This window comes from Streptomyces cylindrosporus, assembly GCF_022698165.1.
Lineage (GTDB): Bacteria > Actinomycetota > Actinomycetes > Streptomycetales > Streptomycetaceae > Streptomyces > Streptomyces cylindrosporus.
In genome coordinates this window covers 718,868-740,126 of sequence record NZ_JALDAY010000002.1, presented here as the reverse complement: position 1 = coordinate 740,126, position 21,259 = coordinate 718,868, and the positions used below count along the sequence as shown (strand labels likewise).

Sequence of the window (21,259 nt, the reverse complement as noted above, 5' to 3'; positions counted from 1 at the left end):
TGCCGGGCGACCCCCGTGCGGGTGAGGTCGCCCGGCTGGTCGGCCCCGCCGTCAGGTGACGGAGCCACGCACGCGGAACGTTCAGGCGGTTCCGTGGAGACGAGCGGTGCCGACTGCGCCCCTTCAGGGGCGCGGGAACTGCGCGACCAGCCACACACGGCCGGCAGTCGAAGTACCGCTACCCGCGGAGCGCCCGGCGGGGGCTATTCGAGAAGCTCCGCGTACGAGCCCATGGCCAGGGCGATGTCCGCCTGGGCCCAGAACCGGTGGTACGTGAACGACGGCGCCGCCCTGCCCGCGAGGTACGCCTCGATCTTCGACCAGGCCGGGTCGTTCTTGTAGAAGGACCGCAGCGAGGTGAAGGTGGACGACGAGTTGACCGCGTCGCCGTTCGGCATCTTGCCGCTGAAGCCGCTCGGGACGTACACGCTGTCGTCGAAGCGGTTGTAGTCGGCGCGGGTCTCCGGGACGGCGATACCCAGCCCGTCCTGGTAGTTGTTCCACATGCCGTCCAGCAGCGCCTTCGCCGTCGACTTGGCGTTCGCGTCACCGGACTTGGCGCCGTAGTACGTCAGGGTCTTCGCGAACGCGGCCGCCACCCCGACGTCGTTCGTGTAGTCGGCGACGGTCACGTGAAGTCCGCTGTTGGCACCGGGACTTGACGCGTTCCAGGTGTCGGGCTGGCCCGACCACTGGAGCGTCGAGGGGATCAGATAGGTGCCGTCCGGGTTGATCGTGGTCTTGGACAGCGCCCACTTCACCCACTTGTCGAGGACCGTCTTGGCCTGCGCGTTCCCCGTCTGCTGGTAGTACTCGGCGACGCGTTCCATGGACCACGCCTGGAAGCCGAACCACTGGTTGGACGGCGGGTCGTGGTAGACGGGCTGCTGGTCGTAGTACATGCCGTAGAAGGTCGACGTACCGGACGGCGGAGTCGCGTACCGGCCGGCCCAGCTGTTCGTCGCGCCGCCCGCGATGGCGCCCTCGGACGACTGCAGCCACTGGTAGAACTCCAGCTGCCGTTGCAGGGACTTGGCCCAGTCCGAGGTGCCGGTGGCCGACTTGGGCTCGAGGTCGGCGTAGGAGCTCAGCGCGTAGGCGGCCAGCGGGTTCTGGTAGCCGCCGTGTACATGGCTCGACCCGATCCGCCAGGCCCAGCCCGCGCTGGTGTCGGTCGCGCCGCCCCATGCGTAGTACCAGGACAGCAGGTAGTGCGAGGCGTCCTTGCCGGTGCCGGCCGCGCAGGTCGACGGCCCGACACAGTTGCCGATCTTCTTGAAGTACTTGTCGTACATCGCGTACCGCAGGTAGTCGCCCATCTTCGCGGCCTTTCCCACGGTCGCGGAGACGTCACCGCCCTTGCCCTGCTGCTTGGCCCACACGTCCGCCCAGTACGCGGCCTGCACCGCACGCGCGTCGGCGTCCGGGGCGTCCGTGTACTTCCACTGCTTGGCGTAGGACGAGTCGCCGGTGAACAGGTCCAGGTAGCCGTTGCTGCCGCCGTACTTGAAGGCGTCGCAGGTCGGCTGCGGCACCGTCTCCCACACCGACTCCTGCGCGCCGCGCTGGAAGGTGTTGATGTACGACGGCCCCTTCGCCGTCGGGCCGCCCTCGCAGGTGCCACCCGGAGTGTCGCCGTAGCCGTAGACGTTGTCGACGTCCTGGAGCCAGTGCATGCCGTAGACGTCGTCGGTGCCGTACGTGCTCTTCAGCTCGCCCGCGATCGGGTCCGACCCCACGGACACGGAGGTGTCCAGCTTCGCCGGGTACTCGTCGGGCGTGTCCAGCTCGGGTGCGTAGGTGGCCGGCTTGGAGGCGTTGTAGAAGGAGTTGGTGGGCTGGTCGGCGTGGGTGGGGATCATGTACTTCTCCATGAGCGCCCACGCGCCGTTGAACTTGGACCAGTCACCGGTGACCTTGCCGTACATGGCCTGCAGCCACAGCAGGTAGCTGTACGCCTCCGACGTGGTCTCGTGCCCCTGGTCCGGCGCCTCGACGATCAGCGTCTCCACCGAGTGGTAGGGGATGCCGTCGGGCGAGAAGTAGCCGTTCGCCGGGTTGGTGATCTTCCCGTAGAGGTCCAGGAAGCGGGCGTCGTACGCCTTCGAGGCCGCCAGCTCCGTCACGGTGACCGTCGCCTTGGTGAACCCCGTGGCCGTCGACTCGAAGGACGCGGCGCCGGTGCCGGAGGAGTCGGCGGTGACGGTCACGTTCTGCGCGGTGTTCCAGTTGGAAGGGGTGAAGGTGAGGCTCGCCCCGCCGGACACCGACAGACCGGAGTTGCCGCTCGCGCGGGCCGTCGTCACCGTCACGTTCGACGAGGGCTGCGTCGACAGCTTCACCGCGTACGTGCCCGACTTGCCCTGCTGCACGCCCAGTTGGGTGGGGGAGGCGACCACGGCCGGGCCGGAGGCGACGGTGATGCCGACCGGCGTCGACTCGGCGGAGGCCCCCAGGCTGTCGTACGCCTTCGCCACCAGGGAGTGGCTGCCCACGGCCAGCGCGGAGGCGGACAGGGTGTACGGCGCGCTGGTGTCCGTGCCCAGCAGGGTCGTGTCGTCGTAGAACTCGACCTTGCTGATCGTCGCGTTGTCGGCCGCCGCCGCGGTGGCCGCGAGCGGGACCGCGTCGCCCTGCGTGTAGACGGCGCCCGCGGTCGGGCTGGTCAGCACCGTCACCGGCGGCTGATGGGCGCCCGCGCAGGTGGTGCCGTTGACCGCGAAGGCGGCCGGCGCGGTGTTCGTGCCGCTGTACGTGAACTGCGCACCGGTGGACACGGCCGCCCCGGCGGCGATCTTCGCGTTGTACCCGGCGTCCTTCACGCTGATCGCCGTACCGGACTGGGACCAGGTGCCGTTCCAGCCGTTGGTCAGCTTCTGGTTGCCGGAGTAGCTGTACGTCAGCGTCCAGCCGTCGATCGCGTCGGTGCCGCGGTTGGTGATGGTCAGGTCCGCGGTGAAGCCGGAGCCCCAGTCGTTCGTCTTGTAGTCGACGCTGCACTGAAGTGCCGCCGCCCGCGCGGGAGTTGTGCCGGTGCCGAGCATGGTGAGCGGGAGTGCCAGGGCCGCCACGACGGCGGTCCAGAACCGCCGTACGGCTCTGTGTCTCCTTCTGGGATGCATGTGCTGGTTCCTCCTTGCGGCTCGGGACAAGAAGTGGGGGGAGGGGAGGAGCAACAAGCCTTGAACCAGTGGGAGCGCTCCCATAGTGGGGACGGGGGTGGGGGCGGTCAAGGTGCTTGAAGAGTCGAAAAGATTCGACGGGTTTTAGCTGAGGGAAAGTCAGCGAAAGTCTGTGACCCCCCTGTCCTTTGCTGTCACTTGGCGCTAGCTTCGTTGACACCAGTGGGAGCGATTCCATCAGTCGACGCGTCCGTCACGACGCGCCTGAGCTGCAAGGAGTCGCTCATGCGACACCCCCCGCGTTCAATGCTTTTAGTCGTCGCCGGCGCGATCGGTCTTGTCGGGTCCATGACCATTCCGGTCGTGACGGCGCAGGGAGCCGCGCCCGCCTGCTCGGTCGAGTACTCCGTCACGAGCCAGTGGGACAGCGGCTTCCAGGGTGCCGTGAAGATCACCAACAACACGGCGGCCATGAGCAGTTGGAGCCTGAGCTTCGACTTCACGGACGGCCAGAAGCTCACCCAGGGCTGGAACGCCAAGTGGTCCCAGTCCGGCACGACGGTGACCGCGGCCAACGAGAGCTACAACGGCACGCTCGCCACCGGCGCGAGCGTCAGCGCCGGATTCCTCGCCGCCCGGTCGGGGAGCAATGCCGTACCGACGTCGTTCAAGCTCAACGGGACGACGTGCAACGTCGATTCGGAGCCGTCGCCCACCCCGACGGACCCGCCGTCGACGGGCACGGCACCCGCACTGCACGTCTCCGGCAACAAGCTCGTGGACGCCGGGGGCGCGACACGCCGACTGCTCGGCGTGAACCGGTCCGGCGGCGAGTTCATGTGCGTGCAGGGGTACGGCATCTGGGACGGGCCGGTCGACGACGCCGCGATCAAGGCGATCGCCGACTGGAAGGCCAACACGGTCCGCATCCCGCTCAACGAGGAGTGCTGGCTGGGCCTTTCCGACATCAAGCCCGAGTACGGCGGCGCCAACTACGTCAACGCCGTCAAGGACCTGGTCGCCCGGGTCGAGGCACACGGACTCACCCCGATCGTCGAACTGCACTGGACCTACGGGCAGTACACGGGCAACTCGGCCGGCTGCTCCGACGTCCACGCCAGCTGCCAGAAGCCGATGCCGGACGCGCAGTACACGCCGTCGTTCTGGTCCTCGGTGGCGAGCACCTTCAAGGCCGACCCGGCCGTGGTGTTCGACCTGTTCAACGAGCCCTACCCGGACCGGGCCACCGCCACGACCACCCAGGCGTGGCAGTGCTGGAAGGACGGCGGCACCTGCCCGGGCATCGGCTACGAGGTCGCCGGCATGCAGGACCTCGTCGACGCGGTACGCGGCACGGGCGCCAGGAACGTCGTCATGGCCGGCGGACTGGCGTACTCGAACGACCTGAGCCAGTGGCTCACGTACAAGCCCAGTGACCCGACGGGCAATCTCGTCGCCGCGTACCACGTGTACAACTTCAACTCCTGTGCGAGCGAGAGCTGCTGGAACTCCACGCTCGCCCCGGTCGCGGCCCAAGTGCCGCTGGTGGCCGGGGAGATCGGCGAGAACACCTGCTCGCACGGGTTCGTCGACCAGGTCATGAAGTGGTTCGACGACCGAGGCCTCTCCTACCTCGGCTGGACCTGGAACACCTGGGACTGCTCCTCCGGTCCGTCCCTGATCGCCGACTACGACGGAACTCCCACCTCGTACGGCATCGGGCTGCGTGACCATCTGCGCGCCATCAACCCGTAATCACCGCAACGGAGAAGGAAACCCGCACTCATGAGTCGTACCAGAACAGCGATACTCGCCGCCCTGGCGCTCGTCGCCGGGACCGCGGGGACGGCGACGGCCGTCGTCCCCGGCGACGTCGGGATCCAGGCCGTCCCCTGCACCGTCGACTACAAGGTGCAGAACGACTGGGGCTCCGGCTTCACCGCGGCCGTCACGGTCACCAACAACAGTGCCGCCAAAAGCAGTTGGGCGGTGAAGTGGTCGTACGCCGGTAATCAGAAGGTCACCAGCTACTGGAACTCCAAGATCAGCCAGAGCGGCGCCGACGTCACCGCGAGCAACGAGACCTACAACGGGACGCTGGCGACCGGCGGTTCCGTCAGCTTCGGGTTCAACGGGTCCTACAGCGGGACGAACGCGGTTCCGACCTCCTTCACGCTCGACGGGGTGACCTGCAACGTCGACGACGGAGGCAGCGGTGGCGGCGGGGGAGGCGGGGGCGGTGGCGGCACGGGCAGCCGTGTCGACAACCCGTACTCCGGCGCCAAGGTGTACGTGAACCCCGAGTGGTCCGCGAAGGCCGCCGCGGAACCGGGCGGCTCCCGTGTCTCCAACCAGCCCACCGGTGTCTGGCTCGACCGCATCGCCGCGATCAACGGCGTGAGCGGCGGCATGGGCCTGCGCGACCACCTCGACGCGGCGCTCGCGCAGAAGGGCAGCGGCGAGGAGGTCGTCCAACTGGTGATCTACGACCTGCCCGGACGCGACTGCGCGGCGCTCGCCTCCAACGGCGAGCTCGGGCCGACGGAGATCGACAAGTACAAGACGCAGTTCATCGACCCGATCGCGGCGATCCTCGCCGACAGCAAGTACAGCTCGCTGCGGATCGTCACGACGATCGAGATCGACTCGCTGCCCAACCTGGTCACCAACACCGGCAGCCGCGCCACCGCCACGGCCGCGTGCGACACCATGCTCGCCAACGGCAACTACGTGAAGGGCGTCGGCTACGCGCTCGCCAAGCTCGGCGCGATCCCCAACGTCTACAACTACATCGACGCCGGCCACCACGGCTGGCTCGGCTGGGACGACAACTTCGCGCCCTCCGCCACCCTGTTCAAGCAGGCGGCGACGAGTGAGGGCGCGACCGTCGACGACGTGCAGGGGTTCATCACCAACACAGCGAACTACAGCGCTCTGAAGGAGAACAACTTCACCATCAACGACTCGGTGAACGGCACGTCCGTACGGCAGTCGAAGTGGGTGGACTGGAACCGGTACGTGGACGAGCTGTCGTACGCACAGGCCTTCCGCAACCAGCTGGTGTCGGTGGGCTTCAACTCCGGGATCGGCATGCTGATCGACACGTCCCGGAACGGGTGGGGCGGTACCGCGCGGCCTGCGGGACCCGGTCCGACGACCAGTGTGGACGCGTATGTCGACGGTGGGCGCTACGACCGTCGGATCCATGTCGGGAACTGGTGCAACCAGTCGGGAGCCGGTCTCGGTGAGCGGCCGCAGGCCAATCCGGCCACCGGGATCGACGCGTACGTGTGGATGAAGCCGCCGGGGGAGTCGGACGGGTCCAGCTCCGCGATCCCGAACGACGAGGGCAAGGGGTTCGACCGGATGTGCGACCCGACGTATACGGGTAACGCGCGGAACGGGAACAACATGTCCGGTGCGCTGCCGGACGCTCCGCTGTCGGGGCACTGGTTCTCGGCGCAGTTCCAGCAGCTGATGCAGAACGCGTACCCGCCGTTGTAGGTTGCGCCGCGATTCGGACTGCGGGCTGTGTGTGGCTGGTCGCGCCCACGCGGCGGAGCCGCATATCGACACAGCCCCGCGCCCCTTTGGGGCGCGGATTCGCCGGGGTCAGGTCTTGAGGCCCCGGCGAATTGCCCATTCCACCGCCGAGTAGTTGCCGTCGGCCCGGTTGAGGTCGTAAGGGACCGCGGGCATCAAGGGCGGCTGGGCCATGAAGCGGGGGCTCGTGCCGTGGTTGGGCTGGGCCGCGTGGATCAGGAAGGGGTGGCAGAGGTAGACGTCGCCGGGGCTGCCGGTGGCGTACGCCAGGGGGCGGTGGGCGGAGGCTTCGACCAGTTGCGGGGCGATCTCGAGGCCTGAGACGCCCGTCTCGCCGTACGGCTCCAGGAGCGGGGGGACGTCGAGGTGGGAGCCCACCCGGATGCGGGTCGGGGCGTTCTCCTCGGTGACCTCGCTGAACAGGAACAGCATCAGCAGGGCGCGGTCCCTGGAGCGGAGGTTGGTGAAGTACCAGCTCTCGCCCTCGGGGAGATAGCTTCCCTCGATGTGCCAGCCCGCGTCCTCGGGCTCCTCCGGGTGCGGGAACCGGAGCGGGAAGCTGCCCAGTGAGTAGCGCGGCAGCCAGCGTCCCTCGCCCACCAGCAGGTCGAACGCCTCATGCAGGACGGGGGAGTTGGCGGCCGCCGCGAACGGGCCCTGCGCCATGCCGGCCACCCGGACGACCGGGTCCTTCCAGGTGGCGGGGTCCTCGGGGTCGTACCCCGTCTCCTTCCACAGGAGTCGCGCGCAGTCCTCGGCGACCCGCCGCGGGAACGCCCCCTCCAGCTTGACGAACCCGTCTTCGAGGAACGTCTCCACCATCCCGTCGTCCATCGGGCCATCGTCGGGGACCCGCGGTGTTCGGCGCATCCGAATTTGTCGCCGCGTCTCTCGGCCCGTCGTCGCGCTTCCCGCCGCCACTTTTTGCTGTCTATTTTTGCCGTACCGGCAACAGTGCTGGCCCATCCCCGGTGCGTCGGAGCACGCTGGGTCCACCCGGACGAGAGGCTGACCAGCATGGCGCACGGACATCACGACCACGGCAATTACGACCACGGCAATCACGACCACGGCGGCCACGGCCACGGCACGCACGGTCACGGCACCCACGACCACACCGACATCGACTGGGCCGAGATGGCCCCGCTGCTGGAGTCGCAGGCGGAGCTGTTCACCTCCCTGTACGAGCGGGCGATGGCCTGGCTCACCGACAAGCAGACCGAACCGGGTCTGATCGTCGACGCGGGCAGCGGACCCGGCGTCGTCGCCTGTCTGCTCGCCGAGGCGTTCCCGGGCGCGCGGGTCGTCGCGGTCGACGGCTCCGAGCCGCTCCTGGAACGGGCCCGCGCCCGCGCCGACCGGCTCGGCCTCGGCGACCGCTTTGGCACCATCGCCGGTGAACTGCCCGACGCGCTGGGCCAGTTGGACTACCCGGCCGATCTGCTGTGGGCCAGCCGCAGTCTGCACCACCTCGGCGACCAGCGGGCCGCCCTCGCCGCCTTCGCCGAGCGGCTCGCCCCCGGCGGCACCCTCGCGATCATGGAGGGCGGACTGCCCTCCCGTTTCCTGCCGCGCGACATCGGCATCGGCCGGCCCGGCCTGCAGTCCCGGCTCGACGCGCTGGAGGAGGAGTGGTTCGCCGAGATGCGGGCGAGCCTGCCCGGCAGCGTGGCCGAGACCGAGGACTGGCCCGCGCTGATGACCGCCGCGGGACTCAGGCCGACCGGCACCCGCACCTTCCTGCTCGACCTGCCCGCCCCGGCCAAGGACCGCGCCCGCGCCTACGTCGCGGCCACCCTCACCCGCCTCCGCGACGGCTTCGGCGACCACCTCGACCCCGAGGACCGGGCCACCCTCGACCGCCTGGTCGACCCCGACGACAAGGCGAGCGTCCACCACCGGCCGGACGTGTTCGTGCTGGCGGCCCACACGGTGCACACGGCGGTGCGAAGCGTCTGAACGCCGGGGGAGGGGCTGGTAGCGGGGCTTGGGACCTTATGGACAGGAAGTCTTACTGACAGGCAGGCCTTACTGACGGGCAGCCTTGCTGACAGGCAGCTTTACTGACAGTGTCCGGGGTGCGCGTACACCGTCACCCGCGCCCCCTGCACCCGCCGGGTCCCGCACTCCACGAAGTACCGTGCCAGTACCTGTCGTTTGACCTCCTCCTCCGGGGTCCGGTCCACCGGCTGCCCGGCCGGGTCGCGCAGGGCGACGATCCTGGGCGTCGCGAGCATGAGGGCGCGGATCACCGGGGCGGGGGCCTCCGTGCCGTACAGCGTGTGGGACGCGGTAGGGGTGCCGTCCAGGGCTAGGTCGCGCAGGCCGCGGAAGGGGCCCGGGTCGGGCAGGGACCAGATCCGGCGGCGGGAGGGCAGGTAGAGGACCCCGTCCGCGTCGCGTCCCACGGCCCGCACCGCCTCGGCCACCGCGGTGACGTCGTCGGTACGGCTCTGCGCTGTACGCAGCTGCAGCGTCACGGGCAGCAGCGCGAGCACGGCGGCCACGGCGGTCAGCCCGGCGACGACTCCGACCCGCCCGCCCGCGCGGACCAGCCTGTCGAGAGCGGCGCCGACCAGCAGGGCCAGTCCGGCCTGGGCGTAGAGGACGTAACGGTCCACGTAGAGCGGTTTCGCGAGGGAGAGCAGGAGGAGCAGCAGCGGTGGGAGGACGAGGAGGGGGAGGGCCAGGCCGGTGATGCCGGTGATGCCGGTGATGCCGGTGCGCCGGAGGGCGACCGCGCACCCCACCCCGAGCACCGTCACCCCGCCGAACCCCAGCAGCGCACCGGCTCCGACCCCGCCGATCCAAGCCACCTGGTCGGTCTGGCGCGTGCTCAGTACGGCGAGCGGGGAGAGGCAGACGCAGACGCCGGCCATCGTCCGCGCCCCGGCCCGGCGGGCGGGTCCGGGAAGCGCCGCGAAGTGCGCGGCCAGGGCGAGCACGGCGAACTCGTGCAGCAGACAGGCGGCCAGGGCCACGGCTCCGTAGGCGAGCCAGGCCCTTCCGGTGCGGACGCGGAGCGCACGTACCAGCAGATACGACGCCCAGACGACCAGCGCGCACACGAGCGCGTACGAACGGCCCTCCTGCGCATAGCGCTGCACCGGCGGCAGGAGCGTGAAGACGACCCCGGAGAGAAGGCCCGCGCGGGGGCCGGTGAGTCGGTGGGCCAGGAGGGCGAGCGTGCCGGTCGCGGCGGCGGTCGCCAGGACGGAGGGGAGCCGGAGGAGCAGGAGGGGGTCGACTCCGGGGGACAGCTCGAACAGGGCGTGCATGAGGAGGTAGTAGAGGCCGTGGACGGCGTCCGCGTGGCCGAGCGTTGCCCAGAGGTCGGGGAGGGGGCGCAGTGCTATGTCACATGTCACTGCCTCGTCGCGCCACATCGTGCCGCCGCGTCGGACACCCCACAGGCCCAGGGCGAGGGACAGCGCCACGGGGACGAGGACGACGTACGCGGGAGCGCGTGACGACGGGGCGGTGACGGTGACTCGGGTGCGAGGTGGGCGGACGGGTGGGCGGACTTGTCCGGGTGCGTGGGTGGTGGTGATGGTCGGCTCCGGTGCGTTGCGGTGGGCGCGAGTTCGGGCGTGCACCGACGAGTCCAGAGGTCAGGGGATTGTTGGGCAGCCCCGATCCGGCGCGCACAACAAAACGGCGGGGCGGTTGTTAGCGTGTGGATCGGCCGTGAGCGAAGGGGGAGACGCGCATGGGACGCCGGGAGAGACCGCTGGATCCGGGGGACGGAGCCGTACCGCGGTTCGCCTATGAGCTGCGGAAGTTGCGCGACGAGGCGGGCAGTCCGACCTACCGTGCGATGGCGTTGCGGGCCGGCTACTCGGCACCCACGCTGGCCGCCGCGGCCGGCGGCGAGCGGTTGCCCAGTCCGGCGGTGCTCACGGCATACGTCACCGCGTGCGACGGCGACCCCGAGGAGTGGACGCGGCGCCTGCGGGAGGCGGTTGCCGAGGCCTCGGACGCCCGGGCGGCGCGGGACACGGACGACACCGACAGCCCGTATCCCGGCCTCGCCCGCTTCGGGACCGGTGACGGTGAGCACTTCCACGGCCGCGACGACCTCACCGCCGAACTGCTCCGACTCACCGCGCGCAGGAGGTTCACGGCCGTCGTCGGGGCGTCCGGAAGCGGCAAGTCGTCCTTGCTGCGGGCCGGGTTGATACCGGCCCTGCGCGAATCCCCGGACAGCCCCCACACCACCCTGCGCCCCGCGGCCATCCGCCTCCTCACTCCGGGCCCGCACCCCGCCCGCACCCACGCCGCCCTCTTCACCCCGCACGACGCCCCCGGCGAAACCCTCCTCGTCGTCGACCAGTTCGAGGAGGTCTTCACCCTCTGCACCGACCCCGCCGAACGCGCCCTGTTCCTACGGCAGTTGCTCAACGCCGTCGACCCGGCCTCCCGGCTGCGGGTCCTGATCGCCGTACGCGCCGACTTCTACGGCCGCTGCGCCGAACTCGGCCCGCTCGCCGAGGCGTTGCGGGACGCCACCCTCCTCGTCGGGCCGATGTCGGCGCAGGGGCTGAGGGAAGCAGTGGTACGACCGGCCGCCGCACGCCGGCATGTCGTCGAGCGCGCCCTCACCGCCCGTGTCGTCGCGGACGTCACCGACGAACCGGGCGGACTGCCGCTGATGGCCCACGCCCTGCGCGAGGTCTGGCGCCACCGCACCGCCAAGACGCTCACCCTCGCCGCGTACGAGGCCGTCGGCGGAGTCCGGGGCGCCGTCGCGCACACCGCGGAGGCGGTCTACGGCGAGTGCACGCCCGCGGAGGCCACGGCCGTACGGTCCCTGCTGCTGCGCCTCGTGAAGCCCGGCGACGGCACCGAGGACACCCGCCGCCCGGCCGCACGTGCCGAGCTGGACGCCGACGGGACGACCGCCCGGGTCCTCGAACGCCTGGTCAGGGCACGTCTGTTGACGGTCGACGACGACACGGTCGACCTCGCTCACGAGGCCCTCATAGCCGCCTGGCCCCGGCTGCGCACCTGGATCGACGAGAACCGCGAACGGCTGCGGGTGCACCGCCGGCTCACCGAAGCGGCCAGTGCCTGGGCCGAGTTGGGGCGGGACGCGGGCGCGCTGTACCGGGGGATACGGCTGACGGAGGCGCGGGAGACCTTCGGAGACCAAGTGCCCGGTGCTGAAGGGGGGTTGAACCGGCTACTTGACAGCAGCGGGGAGTTGAACCGGCTACCTGGCAGCGGCGGGGAGCTGAACCGGCTCGAACGCGACTTCCTCGCCGCGAGCGTCGCCGCCCATGAACAGGGGCGGCGTACGGCGGTCCGGGCCGCGCGCCGGATGCGGGCGCTCACCGGGTCGCTCGCCGTGCTGCTGTGTGTCGCCGTCGTGGCCGGCCTGGTCGCCTGGCGGCAGAGCGGGGTCAACGCCCGCCAGCGCGACGAGGCCGAGGCGCGCCGGATCGCCGCCCTGACCGACACCCTGCGCGAGTCCGAGCCGCGCACCGCGATGCGCCTCGCGCTGGCCGCCTGGCGCATCGCCGACCTTCCCGAGACGCGGGCGGCCCTGCGCACGGCCGCGGCGCAGAGTGAGCAGGACGTGTTCAGCCGGCCCGAGGAGGGCGGGCGTGCCCTCAACGCGCCTTCCTGGCTGAGCGACGACGGCCGGGTGCTGACCTGGGTGGCGCACGACCGGGCCGCGCAGTGGGACGTGCGCACGCATCGGCGGATCCGTTCCGTGCACATCCCGGGCCTGTCCGAGAACGTGATCGACGTCAGCGGGGACGGCCGGCTGATCGCCATGACCGCGCCCGGCGGCAAGGACACGATCGTCCGCGGGCTCGCCGACGGCAGCACCCGGCGCCTGAGAACCGGCGAACGGGCGGATGCGGGCGGCCGGTTCGGGCCCGGCGGACACGCGTTCCTCGCGAGCCGGCTCGCTCACGACTCGGGCAGCGACCGCATGGTCCTGGAGGTGTGGGACGTCGACCGGCAGCGCGTGCGGTACCGCTACGAGCACGGCGAGGACGACGGCCCGCTGCCCATGCTCGCCCCGGACCAGCGCCACCTCGCCTGGTGCGGCGACGACGACACCCAGCTCCGCGTCCTCGACTTCGCGACGGGCAGGCTCGCCGCCACCCATCCGCCCCGGGAGACCGAACGGCTGCTGTGCCAGGCGGAGGAGGTCGTCTTCACCCCCGACGGCGGGGCCGTCGCGGGCGCCACCTCGGTGGGCATCGTGACCTGGGACTTCCGCACCGGCCGGGAACGCCCCCGGCTGCCCCTCGCGGGCGGCGCGAACGCGGTCGTCTTCCACGGCGCCTACGCCCTCGCCTGGACCCCCGGCTCCTTCTCCCTGTGGCGTACGGACCTCCCGGCCCCCGCGGACGACGGCGCGCGCGAACCGTTGCTCACCTACCCTGCGGCGACCCGGACGGTCGGCGACTTCCGGTTCGACCCGGCGGCGGGCGTGCTGCGCTACCGCGAGAGCGGGCGGACCGATGTCGTCCACACGCTGTCGCTGCACGGGCTGGCGGGCCCGGCATGGCGGGCGAAGGCGGCGGCGCACGCGGCGTTCGACAAGCGCGGGCGCCCCGTGACGTACCACGAACCCCCGGTCGTCAACAGGACGGCCACCACCGCGGTCGACGCCACGGGCCGCACCGCCGTCACCGACGAGGGCATGCTCGTCGACGTCGCCACCGGCCGACGGCGCACCGGAGGGGTCACGGGAGAGGACTGGCTGCGGGGAGCCGTCTTCAGCCCCGACGGGCGGTACCTCGCCGCCGAGGACATCGGGGGCCGCCTCACCCTGTGGGACGCGCACACCTGGCGCAGGATCGCGGTCCTCAGAGCGGCCGGGTCCACCGTGGCGGACTCCGCGCTGGCGTTCTCCGCCGACGGCGCGCTGTTCGCGGCGAGCGACGCCGAAGGATCGGTGCAGGTGTGGGAGACGGCCCGCACCAGGCTGCCGGCGGCGACCGTACAGGCCGGCGACGGACCGGTCCTCGCCGTGGGATTCGGCGCCGGTACAGGGGAGTTGCACATCGCCACACCCCACCTGGCCGACCGCACAAGCCCATTGCTTCCGGACCGGGCCGCGGCCGAGGTGTGCGAGCGGGCCGGGGGCGGAGCCACGGCGGCCGAGTGGCATCAGTACCTGCCGTCCGTGCCCTACCGTGCCACCTGCGGCACTTGACCGCGAGAGCGCTTCAGCTGATTGACTCCCTTGCTCGGGAGCCGACGTCGGCACCGTGGTCGTACGACCCGTCGGGCAGCCCGACCGATCCCGCACGAGGCCTGTTGGGCTGCCCGGTCGGGCTCAGTTGTTCTGAAGGAACTGCTTCGCCAGTTTGTCTCCCAGCGTGACCGCCGCGCTGTGGCTCTCGATGGGGGACACCTGCGAGTTCTTGAACAGGATGTAGGTCACGCCGGAGTCGGTGCCGCCGGTCTCCGGGTTGCTGTCGATGCCGAGGGCCGCCGCGGTGGCGTACGAGGCCTCGCCGATGATCTTCGTGGGGCCGGTGTCGCCGACCACGGCGTACTCGACCTTGTTGTTGTAGATCACCGCGACCACGCCGCCGCCCTTGATGCCGGCACTGGAGTAGTTCCAGATGCTGCTGGAGCTGGGCACGACCACGTACGGCAGCGAGTCCGCCTTGAGCGGCTTGCCGTTGGACTGGTGGAACGCCGTGTCGTCCTGGTACCAGGGGTCGGTGTCCTCGTTGCACTTCGACGTGCGCTGTCCGTCGCAGTCGATGTCCATGTCGGCCTTCCAGAACACCGCGCCGTTCTTGCCGCACACGGGGATGGTGGCCGAGGTCTCGTCGTCGGTCTTGTACTTGCCGTTGGAGATCTGGGAACAGGACGTCACCTTGGCGAGCAGGTCGGCCGCGCTGACCGAGCCCTCCTGGGCGGACGCCGGTCCGGCGGAGCCGGAAGCGCTGGCGGGGAGCACTCCGGCGGCGAGCAGCGCGGCCCCGGAGGCCGCCGCGAGGGTCAGTGTTCGTATACGCACTGTGGGGGACCCTTCTGTTAGGAAAGTTTCCTTACCGGGTGCCGTACAAGGTGGTCCCCTTTACATGGCCCCGTCAACCCCTCTGGTACGGACTTTCCGGGCCCGGCTCTGATTGCGGCCGCTCCCGCCCAGGAGAAGACTGGAGATAGCGAACATTCCGGAAATCCGCCCGGCTTCTGGGAGGCGAGGCGTCATGTTCGTCCGCACCGTGTACGCGACCGGCGATCCCGCGAAGATCGACTCCGCCGTGAGGGCCTTGAACGCGCAGGGGCGGGACCTGCTCGAAGAGCGTCCGGGCTACCGCGGGGCCGGCATCTTCGTCGACCGGGAGCTGGGCAAACTGCTGGCCGTGAGCTGGTGGGAGACGGAGGAGGCGAGGCGCAACAGCGACGAGGTCATGCGGGAGAGGCGTGGCTCGCTGCTGGAGCCGTTCGCGGCGACGACCGCCGTCGACAACTACGAGGTGCTGGTCTTCCACCCGGTCCGGCAGCCGGCGGCGGGCGGCGGACTCCGGCTCACCCGGCTGGAGTTCGACCCCATGGACGCGGATCTGCTCGCCGACACCTTCCGCGCCACGGTCGTACCCCGCATCGAGACCCTGGCGGGTCTGGCCAGGACCTCGCTGCTCGTCGACCGGGAGCGCGGCCGTGGCCTGGTCGGGGCCCTCTTCACCGACCACCAGTCACTGGCGGCCTCGCGCGGCGCGCAGGCCGCGGCCCGGCACGAGGGCGCGGCCAAGGCGCATGTGACCGTGACCGGCCTGGAGGAGTTCGAGGTCGTCTTCACGGACGTGCGCGGCGACTGACGCGACCCTCAGCAGCTCCGAGCGAGACACCGGCCCCCGCCGCACGGCGGGGGCCGGTGTCGTCGCGACCGGGCGGCGCTCAGGCCGCGTTGAAGGTGCTCGGGTCCGGCCCCAGGCGTCGGTCCTCGTTGAGGGCGCTGATCGCGGCCAGGTCCTCGGTGTCCAGGCTGAAGTCGAAGACCTCGATGTTCTCCTTGATCCGGGACGGGGTCACGGACTTGGGGATCACGATGTTGCCAAGCTGGAGGTGCCAGCGCAGCACGACCTGGGCCGGGGTGCGGCCGTGCTTCTGGGCGATCGCGACGATCGCCGGGACCTCCAGGAGGCCCTTGCCGGAGCCGAGCGGGGACCAGGCCTCGGTGGCGATGCCCTGCTCCGCGTGGAACTCCCGCGCCGCGCGCTGCTGCAGATGCGGGTGCAGCTCGATCTGGTCGACCGCCGGGATGACGGACGTCTCGGCGATCAGCCGCTCCAGGTGGTCAGGCTCGAAGTTGGAGACGCCGATCGCGCGGACGCGGCCGTCGGCCTGCAGCTTCTCGAACGCCTTGTACGTGTCGACGTACTTGTCGCGCTCCGGCGTCGGCCAGTGGATCAGGTACAGGTCGAGGTAGTCCAGGCCGAGCCTCGCCAGCGAGGTGTCGAAGGCGCGCAGCGTGGCGTCGTACCCGTGGTCGGAGTTCCAGAGCTTGGTGGTGACGAAGATGTCCTCGCGGGGGACGCCGGAGGCGGCGATCGCCTTGCCGGTGCCCTCTTCATTGCCGTAGATCGCCGCTGTGTCGATGCTGCGGTACCCGGCCTCCAGCGCGGTGGCGACAGCCCGCTCCGCCTCGTCGTCCGGCACCTGCCAGACGCCGAAGCCCAGCTGGGGCATCTCGACGCCGTTGTTGAGGATGATCGGGGGGACCTTGCTGCTCACGAGCTCTTGATCCTTACGGTTGTCCGTCAAGTGGTACTCCCCATCGTCAACGATCACGGGCCGTGATGCATTCCTGACGGGAGAATCCACCGGAACTGACCGGTGAGTCAGTGACGGGTACCCGACATTGGCCGGAAATGCATCCGACGTCTTCGGTCCGGACCATTGACCGCGGGCCTGTCCTGCCGCAACTCTGGATCGCGCCACCGAACGAGTTCGTGAACTCGGTGCAAGTACGTGAACATCGTGAACACCTCGCACCTGTCTGGGCATCTGAGACCCCCCACCCCTCAGGAAAGCAGGTACAGCCGCATGAACGAGACGTCTCCGCGCGCCCTCCGGATGGAACAGCCCCACCCGGAGGCCGAGCAGACATCGGATGAAAAGGGTTGGCAAAGCCCCGGCTATGCGGTCGTGGAGACCGCGCTGGAGGTCACCGCGTACGCCCTCGGCGACCGCTGACCGGCTCCGCGGACACCGCACCATGACCGCGACACACGCGCGGGGCGAGCGCGCCGCCGCCTGGTCGACCGACGAGTTCACCGAGCGGCTGCGCGCCGTCACCGCGGCGCGCTACCACGACCGCCATCCCTTCAACCTGCGGATGCACAGCGGCGACCTGACCCCCGCCGAGCTGCGCCGCTGGATCGCCGCCCGCTTCCACTACCAGCGGCACATCCCCGTCAAGGACGCCCTGATCCTCGCCAAGCTGGACCGTCCCGAGCTGCGCCGGGCCTGGCTGCGCCGCATCCAGGACCACGACGGCACGGCCGACGGCGAGGGCGGCATCGAGCGCTGGCTGCGGCTCGGCGAGGCGGCCGGACTGCACCGGGAGGAGCTGTGGCACGGCACCCGGGTGCCGCCCGGAGTACGCCTCGCGGTCGACGGTTACGTCAACTTCTGCCGCCTCAGCCCGGCGCTGGAGGCGATCGCGGCGTCCCTGACGGAGCTGTCCGCGCCCGACCTGATGCGCACCCGCATCGCCGCCTTCGAACGCCACTACCGCTGGATCGACCCCGCCGGCCTCGCGTACTTCCGCACCCGCATCGGCCAGGGCGCCCGCGACGGAGCCGAGGCCCTCGCCCTGGTCCTCACCCGCGCCCGCACCCGCGACGGGCAGGAACGGGCGGTCGCGGCACTGGAGTTCAAGTGCGATGTGCTGTGGGCGTTGCTGGACGCGGTGGACGCGGTGGATGTGGTGGACGCGGTGGACGGGACGGACGGCGTGGATGCGGGGGAGGCTGAGGTGGGCGCGCGGACGGTTCCGGCCGGGGCGGAGGCGTGCACGGTGCCGGCCGGGGTGGACGCGCGGACGGTGTCGGCGGGGGCAGGCGCACGCACGGCGCCGCCGGGGGCGGATGCGCTGACGGCGCCGACTGTGGAGGGCGCACGGCCGAAGCCGACCGGGACGGACACAGGGACGGTGCCGACCAGGGTGGGCCCGCGGACGGTACCGGCGGGGGCGGGCGCGCGAACGGCGCCGATGGTGGAGGGCGCGCGGGCCGCAGCCGACGGCCCGGTCGCGTCGGACGCCGTCGGCACGGCCGAGGCACGGGACATCCGGGGCGGTGGTCTGCCGTGACTTGGCGTCCGGTGCTTCACCGTTCCGTCGTCCTGCGGCACGACCGGGTGCGCGGCATCGATCTGCTGCTGCTTCCCGAGCGCGTGGTCGTGCTGCACGGCAGTGCCGGTCGTGTCCTCGGGCTGTGCGACGGGAGTCGGGCCGTGGACGACATCGTCGCCGAGCTCGGCGCGCGGTATCCCGGTGCGCCCGTCGCCGGTGAAGTCCCGGAATTCCTCACCGCGTTGCGAAAGGAGGGCTGGCTCCGGTGACCGTCGATCCTCCCTGGGCGCTGCTCGCGGAACTCACCCACGGCTGCCCGCTGCGCTGTGGGTACTGCTCCAACCCCGTTGAACTGACCGGTCGGTCAAGGGAGTTGGGCGCCGACCAGTGGTCCGACGTGTTCCGCCAGGCCGCCGCGCTGGGCGTCGTGCAGACCCATCTATCCGGCGGCGAGCCCCTGTTGCGCCGCGACCTGCCCCGTATCGTCGCCGCGGCCGACACCGCCGGCCTCTACACCCAGCTGGTCACCAGCGGCGTCGGCCTGGGCGACCGGCGCATGGCGGAGCTCGTCGAGGCCGGCCTGCGCAGCGTCCAGCTCTCCGTGCAGCACGCCGACCCCACCGCCTCCGAACGCATCGCCGGCGCCCGCTCCTTCGCCGCCAAGGAACGCGCCGCCCGGCTGATCAGCGCCTCCGGCCTCCCCTTCGGCCTCAACATCGTCCTGCACCGCGCCAACCTCGACGCCCTCGACGAGCTGATCGACCTCGGCCTGGCCTGGGGCGCCGACCGCATCGAGCTCGCCCACACCCAGTTCCACGGCTGGGCGCTGCGCAACCGCGCGGCCCTGCTGCCGACTCGCGAACAGGTCGAGCGGGCCCGTGGCGTGGTGGTCCGCCGACGCGAACTCCTCGACGGCGTCGTCGAGTTGGTGTGGGTCGCGCCCGACTGGGTGGAGGCCACCGCGAAACCCTGCATGGGCGGCTGGGGCGCCGTCTCGCTCACGGTCGCCCCCGACGGCACGGTCCTGCCGTGTCCCGCCGCGGCCGCCCTGCCCGGCCTCGACCCGCCGAACGTGCGTGTGCGCGAACTCGCCTGGATCTGGCGGGAGTCGAAGGCGTTCAACGCCTACCGCGGCGAGTCCTGGATGCCCGAGCCCTGCCGCGGCTGTGCCCTGCGCAGCGTCGACCACGGCGGCTGCCGCTGCCAGGCCCACGCCCTGACCGGCGACGCCGCCCGCACCGACCCGGCCTGCCGGCACGCCCCCGACCACCACCTCGTACGCGATCCGGTGCACGGTCCGCGTACCGGCCTCGCGTACGCCCACCGAGAGGGAGCCCCATGAGACGACGACGTCTGCCGACGGCGCTGACCACCCTGGCGCTCGCCACCGCGACCCTGGCCACCCTGCCCGCGGCCGCCCCGCCACCGGCCGCCGCGGCCCCCACCGTCGCGAGCCGCCCGGCCGCCGCACCCGACTGGTCCACGGCGGTGATCGACTCCACGACGGCCCGCTACACCCCGAGCACCATCGGCGGCTGGTCCTACCCGGTCGGCCTCTACCTCTACGGCCAGTACCTCACCTACCGCCGCACCCACGACGCCCGATACCTCACCTACATCAAGAGCTACGTCGACCGGTTCGTGAAGAGCGACGGCTCCATCGACCAGTCCTTCAACAGCCTCGACAGCATGCAGGCCGGCCGCCTGCTGGTGATCCTGCACCACGAGACCGGCCAGGACCGCTACCGCAAGGCGGCGAAGAAGATCCGCGACCGCCTGAACACGTACCCGCGCACGAGCGACGGCGGATTCTGGCACGCCGACACTAGCAGCCGCGCCCACCAACTCTGGGCGGACGGCGTCTACATGGTGAACCCGTTCCTCGTCGAGTACGGCAAGGAGTTCGGGGACAGCGCGTACACGAACGACGAGGCGGCCAAGCAGCTCTACGTCTACGGCAGCCATCTGCAGGTCGCGAACGGGCTGCTCAAGCACGCCTACGACGAGTCGAGGACGGCGAGTTGGGCGGACCCGCGGACCGGGCTCGCCCCGGAGCACTGGTGCCGGGCGGTCGGCTGGTACTCGATGGCGATCGTGAACGTCCTCGACGCCATTCCCGCCGATCAGTCCCGGCGGCCCCAACTCCTCTCCGTCTTCCGGAAGTTGGCGGCCGGGCTGGAGAAGTACCAGGACCCGGCGACCGGCCGCTGGTTCCAGGTGATCGACAAGGGCGACCGCTCCGACAACTGGACCGAGACCTCCTGCTCCAGCATGTTCACCTACGCCCTCTCGCGCGGAGCCCAACAGGGCTACATCGACAAGCACTTCGCCGCCGTCGCCCGCCGCGGCTACGAGGGTGTGCTCGCCAAGCTGTCCGTCGGCTCCGACGGGCGGACCGACCTCGCCGACATCTCCATCGGCACGAACGTCGGCGACTACGCGTACTACATCGGCCGCACCCGGGCCACCAACGACTTCCACGGCCTGGGCGCCTTCCTGATCATGAACGAACAACTGCGAGGTGATTAGTGTCATGAGCACGTCGAGAAGGGCGGTCCTCGGTGCCGCTGTCGCCGGGGCCGCGGTCGGACTCGCCGGCGTCACCCCGGCCCACGCCGCCTCCTGGCAGCAGAAGTGGGCCCCCTCCGCGAGCGGCGACGGCCTCGGCGCCTTCGAGACCGTCGAGGACGACCGCGCCGACTCGCACCCGGCCGGGCATCCGCACATCTTCGCCACCGGCGACAACTGGCGCTTCAACATGCACACGGTCGACCGGGACACCTCGACCGACCGGCAGCGCCAGGAGGTCACCGGCCTGCGCACCGGCAGCAGCGGCTACCTCAAGTGGAACGAGGGGCAGACCTGGCGGGTCACCTACTCGATGTACATCCCGAGCTCGCTGAAGGCGACCACCACCTTCACCCACATCATGCAGATGAAGCAGCCCGGCACCGGCACCTCGCCGATCGTCGTGCAGTCGCTGCGCCGGGTGAACGGAAAGCAGACCATCGAGCTCAAGCTCGCCATCGACGACATCCTCGTCGGCCGCACCGACCTCGACCCGCTGCACGACAAGTGGACCGACGTCGACTTCCAGATCAAGGTCGGCAACGGCTCGGCGGGCTCGGTGCGCTGGATCCTCAAGTCCGGCGGCTCGACCGTGATCGACGCGTCCAAGACCGGGGTCGACACCTTCCTGGCCGACCGGGTGCGCCCGAAGTGGGGCATCTACCGCTCCCTCGGCGACACCTCCGGTTCCCTGCAGGACACCTACCTCCTGCTCACCAACCTCCGCGGCTACCAACTGGTCTGA

15 protein-coding genes and 1 pseudogene are annotated in these 21,259 nt (G+C 70.8%); 11 read left to right on the top strand and 5 right to left on the bottom strand.

Features of this window, described 5'->3' with window-relative positions:
• Window positions 1-203: 203 nt before the first annotated feature.
• Window positions 204-3,122, bottom strand: a complete 2,919-nt coding sequence (locus MQP27_RS08405) for a glycoside hydrolase family 48 protein (protein ID WP_242763108.1) — start codon at window positions 3,120-3,122, stop codon at window positions 204-206.
• A gap of 348 nt (window positions 3,123-3,470) precedes the next feature.
• Here MQP27_RS08405 and MQP27_RS08400 point away from each other — a divergent pair, with 348 nt between their 5' ends.
• Window positions 3,471-4,877, top strand: coding sequence for a cellulose binding domain-containing protein (locus MQP27_RS08400; RefSeq protein ID WP_372511143.1), 1,407 nt, complete (start codon window positions 3,471-3,473; stop codon window positions 4,875-4,877).
• A 30-nt stretch (window positions 4,878-4,907) separates the two neighbouring features.
• Complete coding sequence (locus MQP27_RS08395) at window positions 4,908-6,626, top strand: glycoside hydrolase family 6 protein (protein WP_242763102.1); 1,719 nt, start codon at window positions 4,908-4,910, stop codon at window positions 6,624-6,626.
• A 108-nt stretch (window positions 6,627-6,734) separates the two neighbouring features.
• Here the strand turns inward: MQP27_RS08395 and MQP27_RS08390 are convergent, their stop codons facing one another.
• Window positions 6,735-7,499, bottom strand: a complete 765-nt coding sequence (locus tag MQP27_RS08390) for a phytanoyl-CoA dioxygenase family protein (RefSeq protein WP_242763098.1) — start codon at window positions 7,497-7,499, stop codon at window positions 6,735-6,737.
• Window positions 7,500-7,682: 183 nt separating this feature from the next.
• Between MQP27_RS08390 and MQP27_RS08385 the strand changes: the two genes are divergently transcribed.
• Window positions 7,683-8,624 carry a class I SAM-dependent methyltransferase gene (locus MQP27_RS08385; RefSeq protein ID WP_242763096.1) on the top strand — a complete coding sequence of 314 codons (942 nt, stop codon included), beginning with the start codon at window positions 7,683-7,685 and terminating at the stop codon, window positions 8,622-8,624.
• Window positions 8,625-8,725: 101 nt separating this feature from the next.
• On the opposite strand, the gene MQP27_RS08380 is transcribed toward MQP27_RS08385, so the two are convergent.
• Window positions 8,726-10,261: a glycosyltransferase family 39 protein gene (locus MQP27_RS08380; protein ID WP_242763092.1), complete on the bottom strand. Its 1,536-nt coding sequence runs from the start codon at window positions 10,259-10,261 to the stop codon at window positions 8,726-8,728.
• A gap of 113 nt (window positions 10,262-10,374) precedes the next feature.
• Here MQP27_RS08380 and MQP27_RS08375 point away from each other — a divergent pair, with 113 nt between their 5' ends.
• A complete protein-coding gene (locus tag MQP27_RS08375; protein WP_242763090.1) occupies window positions 10,375-13,842 on the top strand; it encodes an nSTAND1 domain-containing NTPase in 3,468 nt (1,155 codons plus the stop codon).
• Between the two features lie 123 nt (window positions 13,843-13,965).
• On the opposite strand, the gene MQP27_RS08370 is transcribed toward MQP27_RS08375, so the two are convergent.
• Window positions 13,966-14,661 carry a glycoside hydrolase family 75 protein gene (locus MQP27_RS08370; protein WP_242763080.1) on the bottom strand — a complete coding sequence of 232 codons (696 nt, stop codon included), beginning with the start codon at window positions 14,659-14,661 and terminating at the stop codon, window positions 13,966-13,968.
• Between the two features lie 193 nt (window positions 14,662-14,854).
• On the opposite strand from MQP27_RS08370, the gene MQP27_RS08365 reads away from it, so the two are divergent.
• A complete protein-coding gene (locus MQP27_RS08365) occupies window positions 14,855-15,466 on the top strand; it encodes a hypothetical protein (protein ID WP_242763078.1) in 612 nt (203 codons plus the stop codon).
• A 79-nt stretch (window positions 15,467-15,545) separates the two neighbouring features.
• Here MQP27_RS08365 and MQP27_RS08360 read toward each other — a convergent pair whose 3' ends face one another.
• Window positions 15,546-16,382 carry an aldo/keto reductase gene (locus MQP27_RS08360; protein WP_308289916.1) on the bottom strand — a complete coding sequence of 279 codons (837 nt, stop codon included), beginning with the start codon at window positions 16,380-16,382 and terminating at the stop codon, window positions 15,546-15,548.
• Between the two features lie 342 nt (window positions 16,383-16,724).
• Between MQP27_RS08360 and MQP27_RS08355 the strand changes: the two genes are divergently transcribed.
• The 6 genes and pseudogenes from MQP27_RS08355 to MQP27_RS08330 all read left to right on the top strand — a co-directional run bounded on the left by MQP27_RS08355 (window position 16,725) and on the right by MQP27_RS08330 (window position 21,259).
• The gene (locus MQP27_RS08355) at window positions 16,725-16,844 is read left to right on the top strand and encodes a pyrroloquinoline quinone precursor peptide PqqA (RefSeq protein WP_242763632.1); all 120 of its coding nucleotides are present in this window, start codon (window positions 16,725-16,727) and stop codon (window positions 16,842-16,844) included.
• Between the two features lie 22 nt (window positions 16,845-16,866).
• Window positions 16,867-17,577, top strand: a pseudogene (gene pqqC, locus MQP27_RS08350) (pyrroloquinoline-quinone synthase PqqC); the annotation flags it as partial.
• 398 nt (window positions 17,578-17,975) lie between these two features.
• Window positions 17,976-18,215, top strand: a complete 240-nt coding sequence (gene pqqD, locus MQP27_RS08345; protein ID WP_242763075.1) for a pyrroloquinoline quinone biosynthesis peptide chaperone PqqD — start codon at window positions 17,976-17,978, stop codon at window positions 18,213-18,215.
• Window positions 18,212-19,288: a pyrroloquinoline quinone biosynthesis protein PqqE gene (gene pqqE, locus MQP27_RS08340; protein ID WP_242763072.1), complete on the top strand. Its 1,077-nt coding sequence runs from the start codon at window positions 18,212-18,214 to the stop codon at window positions 19,286-19,288. Before pqqD ends, pqqE begins: the two co-directional genes overlap by 4 nt.
• Window positions 19,285-20,475, top strand: coding sequence for a glycoside hydrolase family 88/105 protein (locus tag MQP27_RS08335; RefSeq protein ID WP_242763069.1), 1,191 nt, complete (start codon window positions 19,285-19,287; stop codon window positions 20,473-20,475). The genes pqqE and MQP27_RS08335 overlap by 4 nt, the downstream gene beginning before the upstream one ends.
• A gap of 4 nt (window positions 20,476-20,479) precedes the next feature.
• The gene (locus MQP27_RS08330; RefSeq protein ID WP_242763066.1) at window positions 20,480-21,259 is read left to right on the top strand and encodes a heparin lyase I family protein; all 780 of its coding nucleotides are present in this window, start codon (window positions 20,480-20,482) and stop codon (window positions 21,257-21,259) included.

What these genes read in the sequence shown, in the direction of transcription:
- MQP27_RS08330 (WP_242763066.1), top strand. Translation starts at nt 20,480, where the DNA reads ATGAGCACGTCGAGAAGGGCGGTCCTCGGTGCCGCTGTCGCCGGGGCC.
- MQP27_RS08335 (WP_242763069.1), top strand. Translation starts at nt 19,285, where the DNA reads ATGAGACGACGACGTCTGCCGACGGCGCTGACCACCCTGGCGCTCGCC.
- MQP27_RS08385 (WP_242763096.1), top strand. Translation starts at nt 7,683, where the DNA reads ATGGCGCACGGACATCACGACCACGGCAATTACGACCACGGCAATCAC.
- MQP27_RS08390 (WP_242763098.1), bottom strand. Translation starts at nt 7,499, where the DNA reads ATGGACGACGGGATGGTGGAGACGTTCCTCGAAGACGGGTTCGTCAAG.
- MQP27_RS08395 (WP_242763102.1), top strand. Translation starts at nt 4,908, where the DNA reads ATGAGTCGTACCAGAACAGCGATACTCGCCGCCCTGGCGCTCGTCGCC.
- MQP27_RS08405 (WP_242763108.1), bottom strand. Translation starts at nt 3,122, where the DNA reads ATGCATCCCAGAAGGAGACACAGAGCCGTACGGCGGTTCTGGACCGCC.
- MQP27_RS08375 (WP_242763090.1), top strand. Translation starts at nt 10,375, where the DNA reads ATGGGACGCCGGGAGAGACCGCTGGATCCGGGGGACGGAGCCGTACCG.
- MQP27_RS08365 (WP_242763078.1), top strand. Translation starts at nt 14,855, where the DNA reads ATGTTCGTCCGCACCGTGTACGCGACCGGCGATCCCGCGAAGATCGAC.
- MQP27_RS08355 (WP_242763632.1), top strand. Translation starts at nt 16,725, where the DNA reads ATGGAACAGCCCCACCCGGAGGCCGAGCAGACATCGGATGAAAAGGGT.
- MQP27_RS08400 (WP_372511143.1), top strand. Translation starts at nt 3,471, where the DNA reads ATGACCATTCCGGTCGTGACGGCGCAGGGAGCCGCGCCCGCCTGCTCG.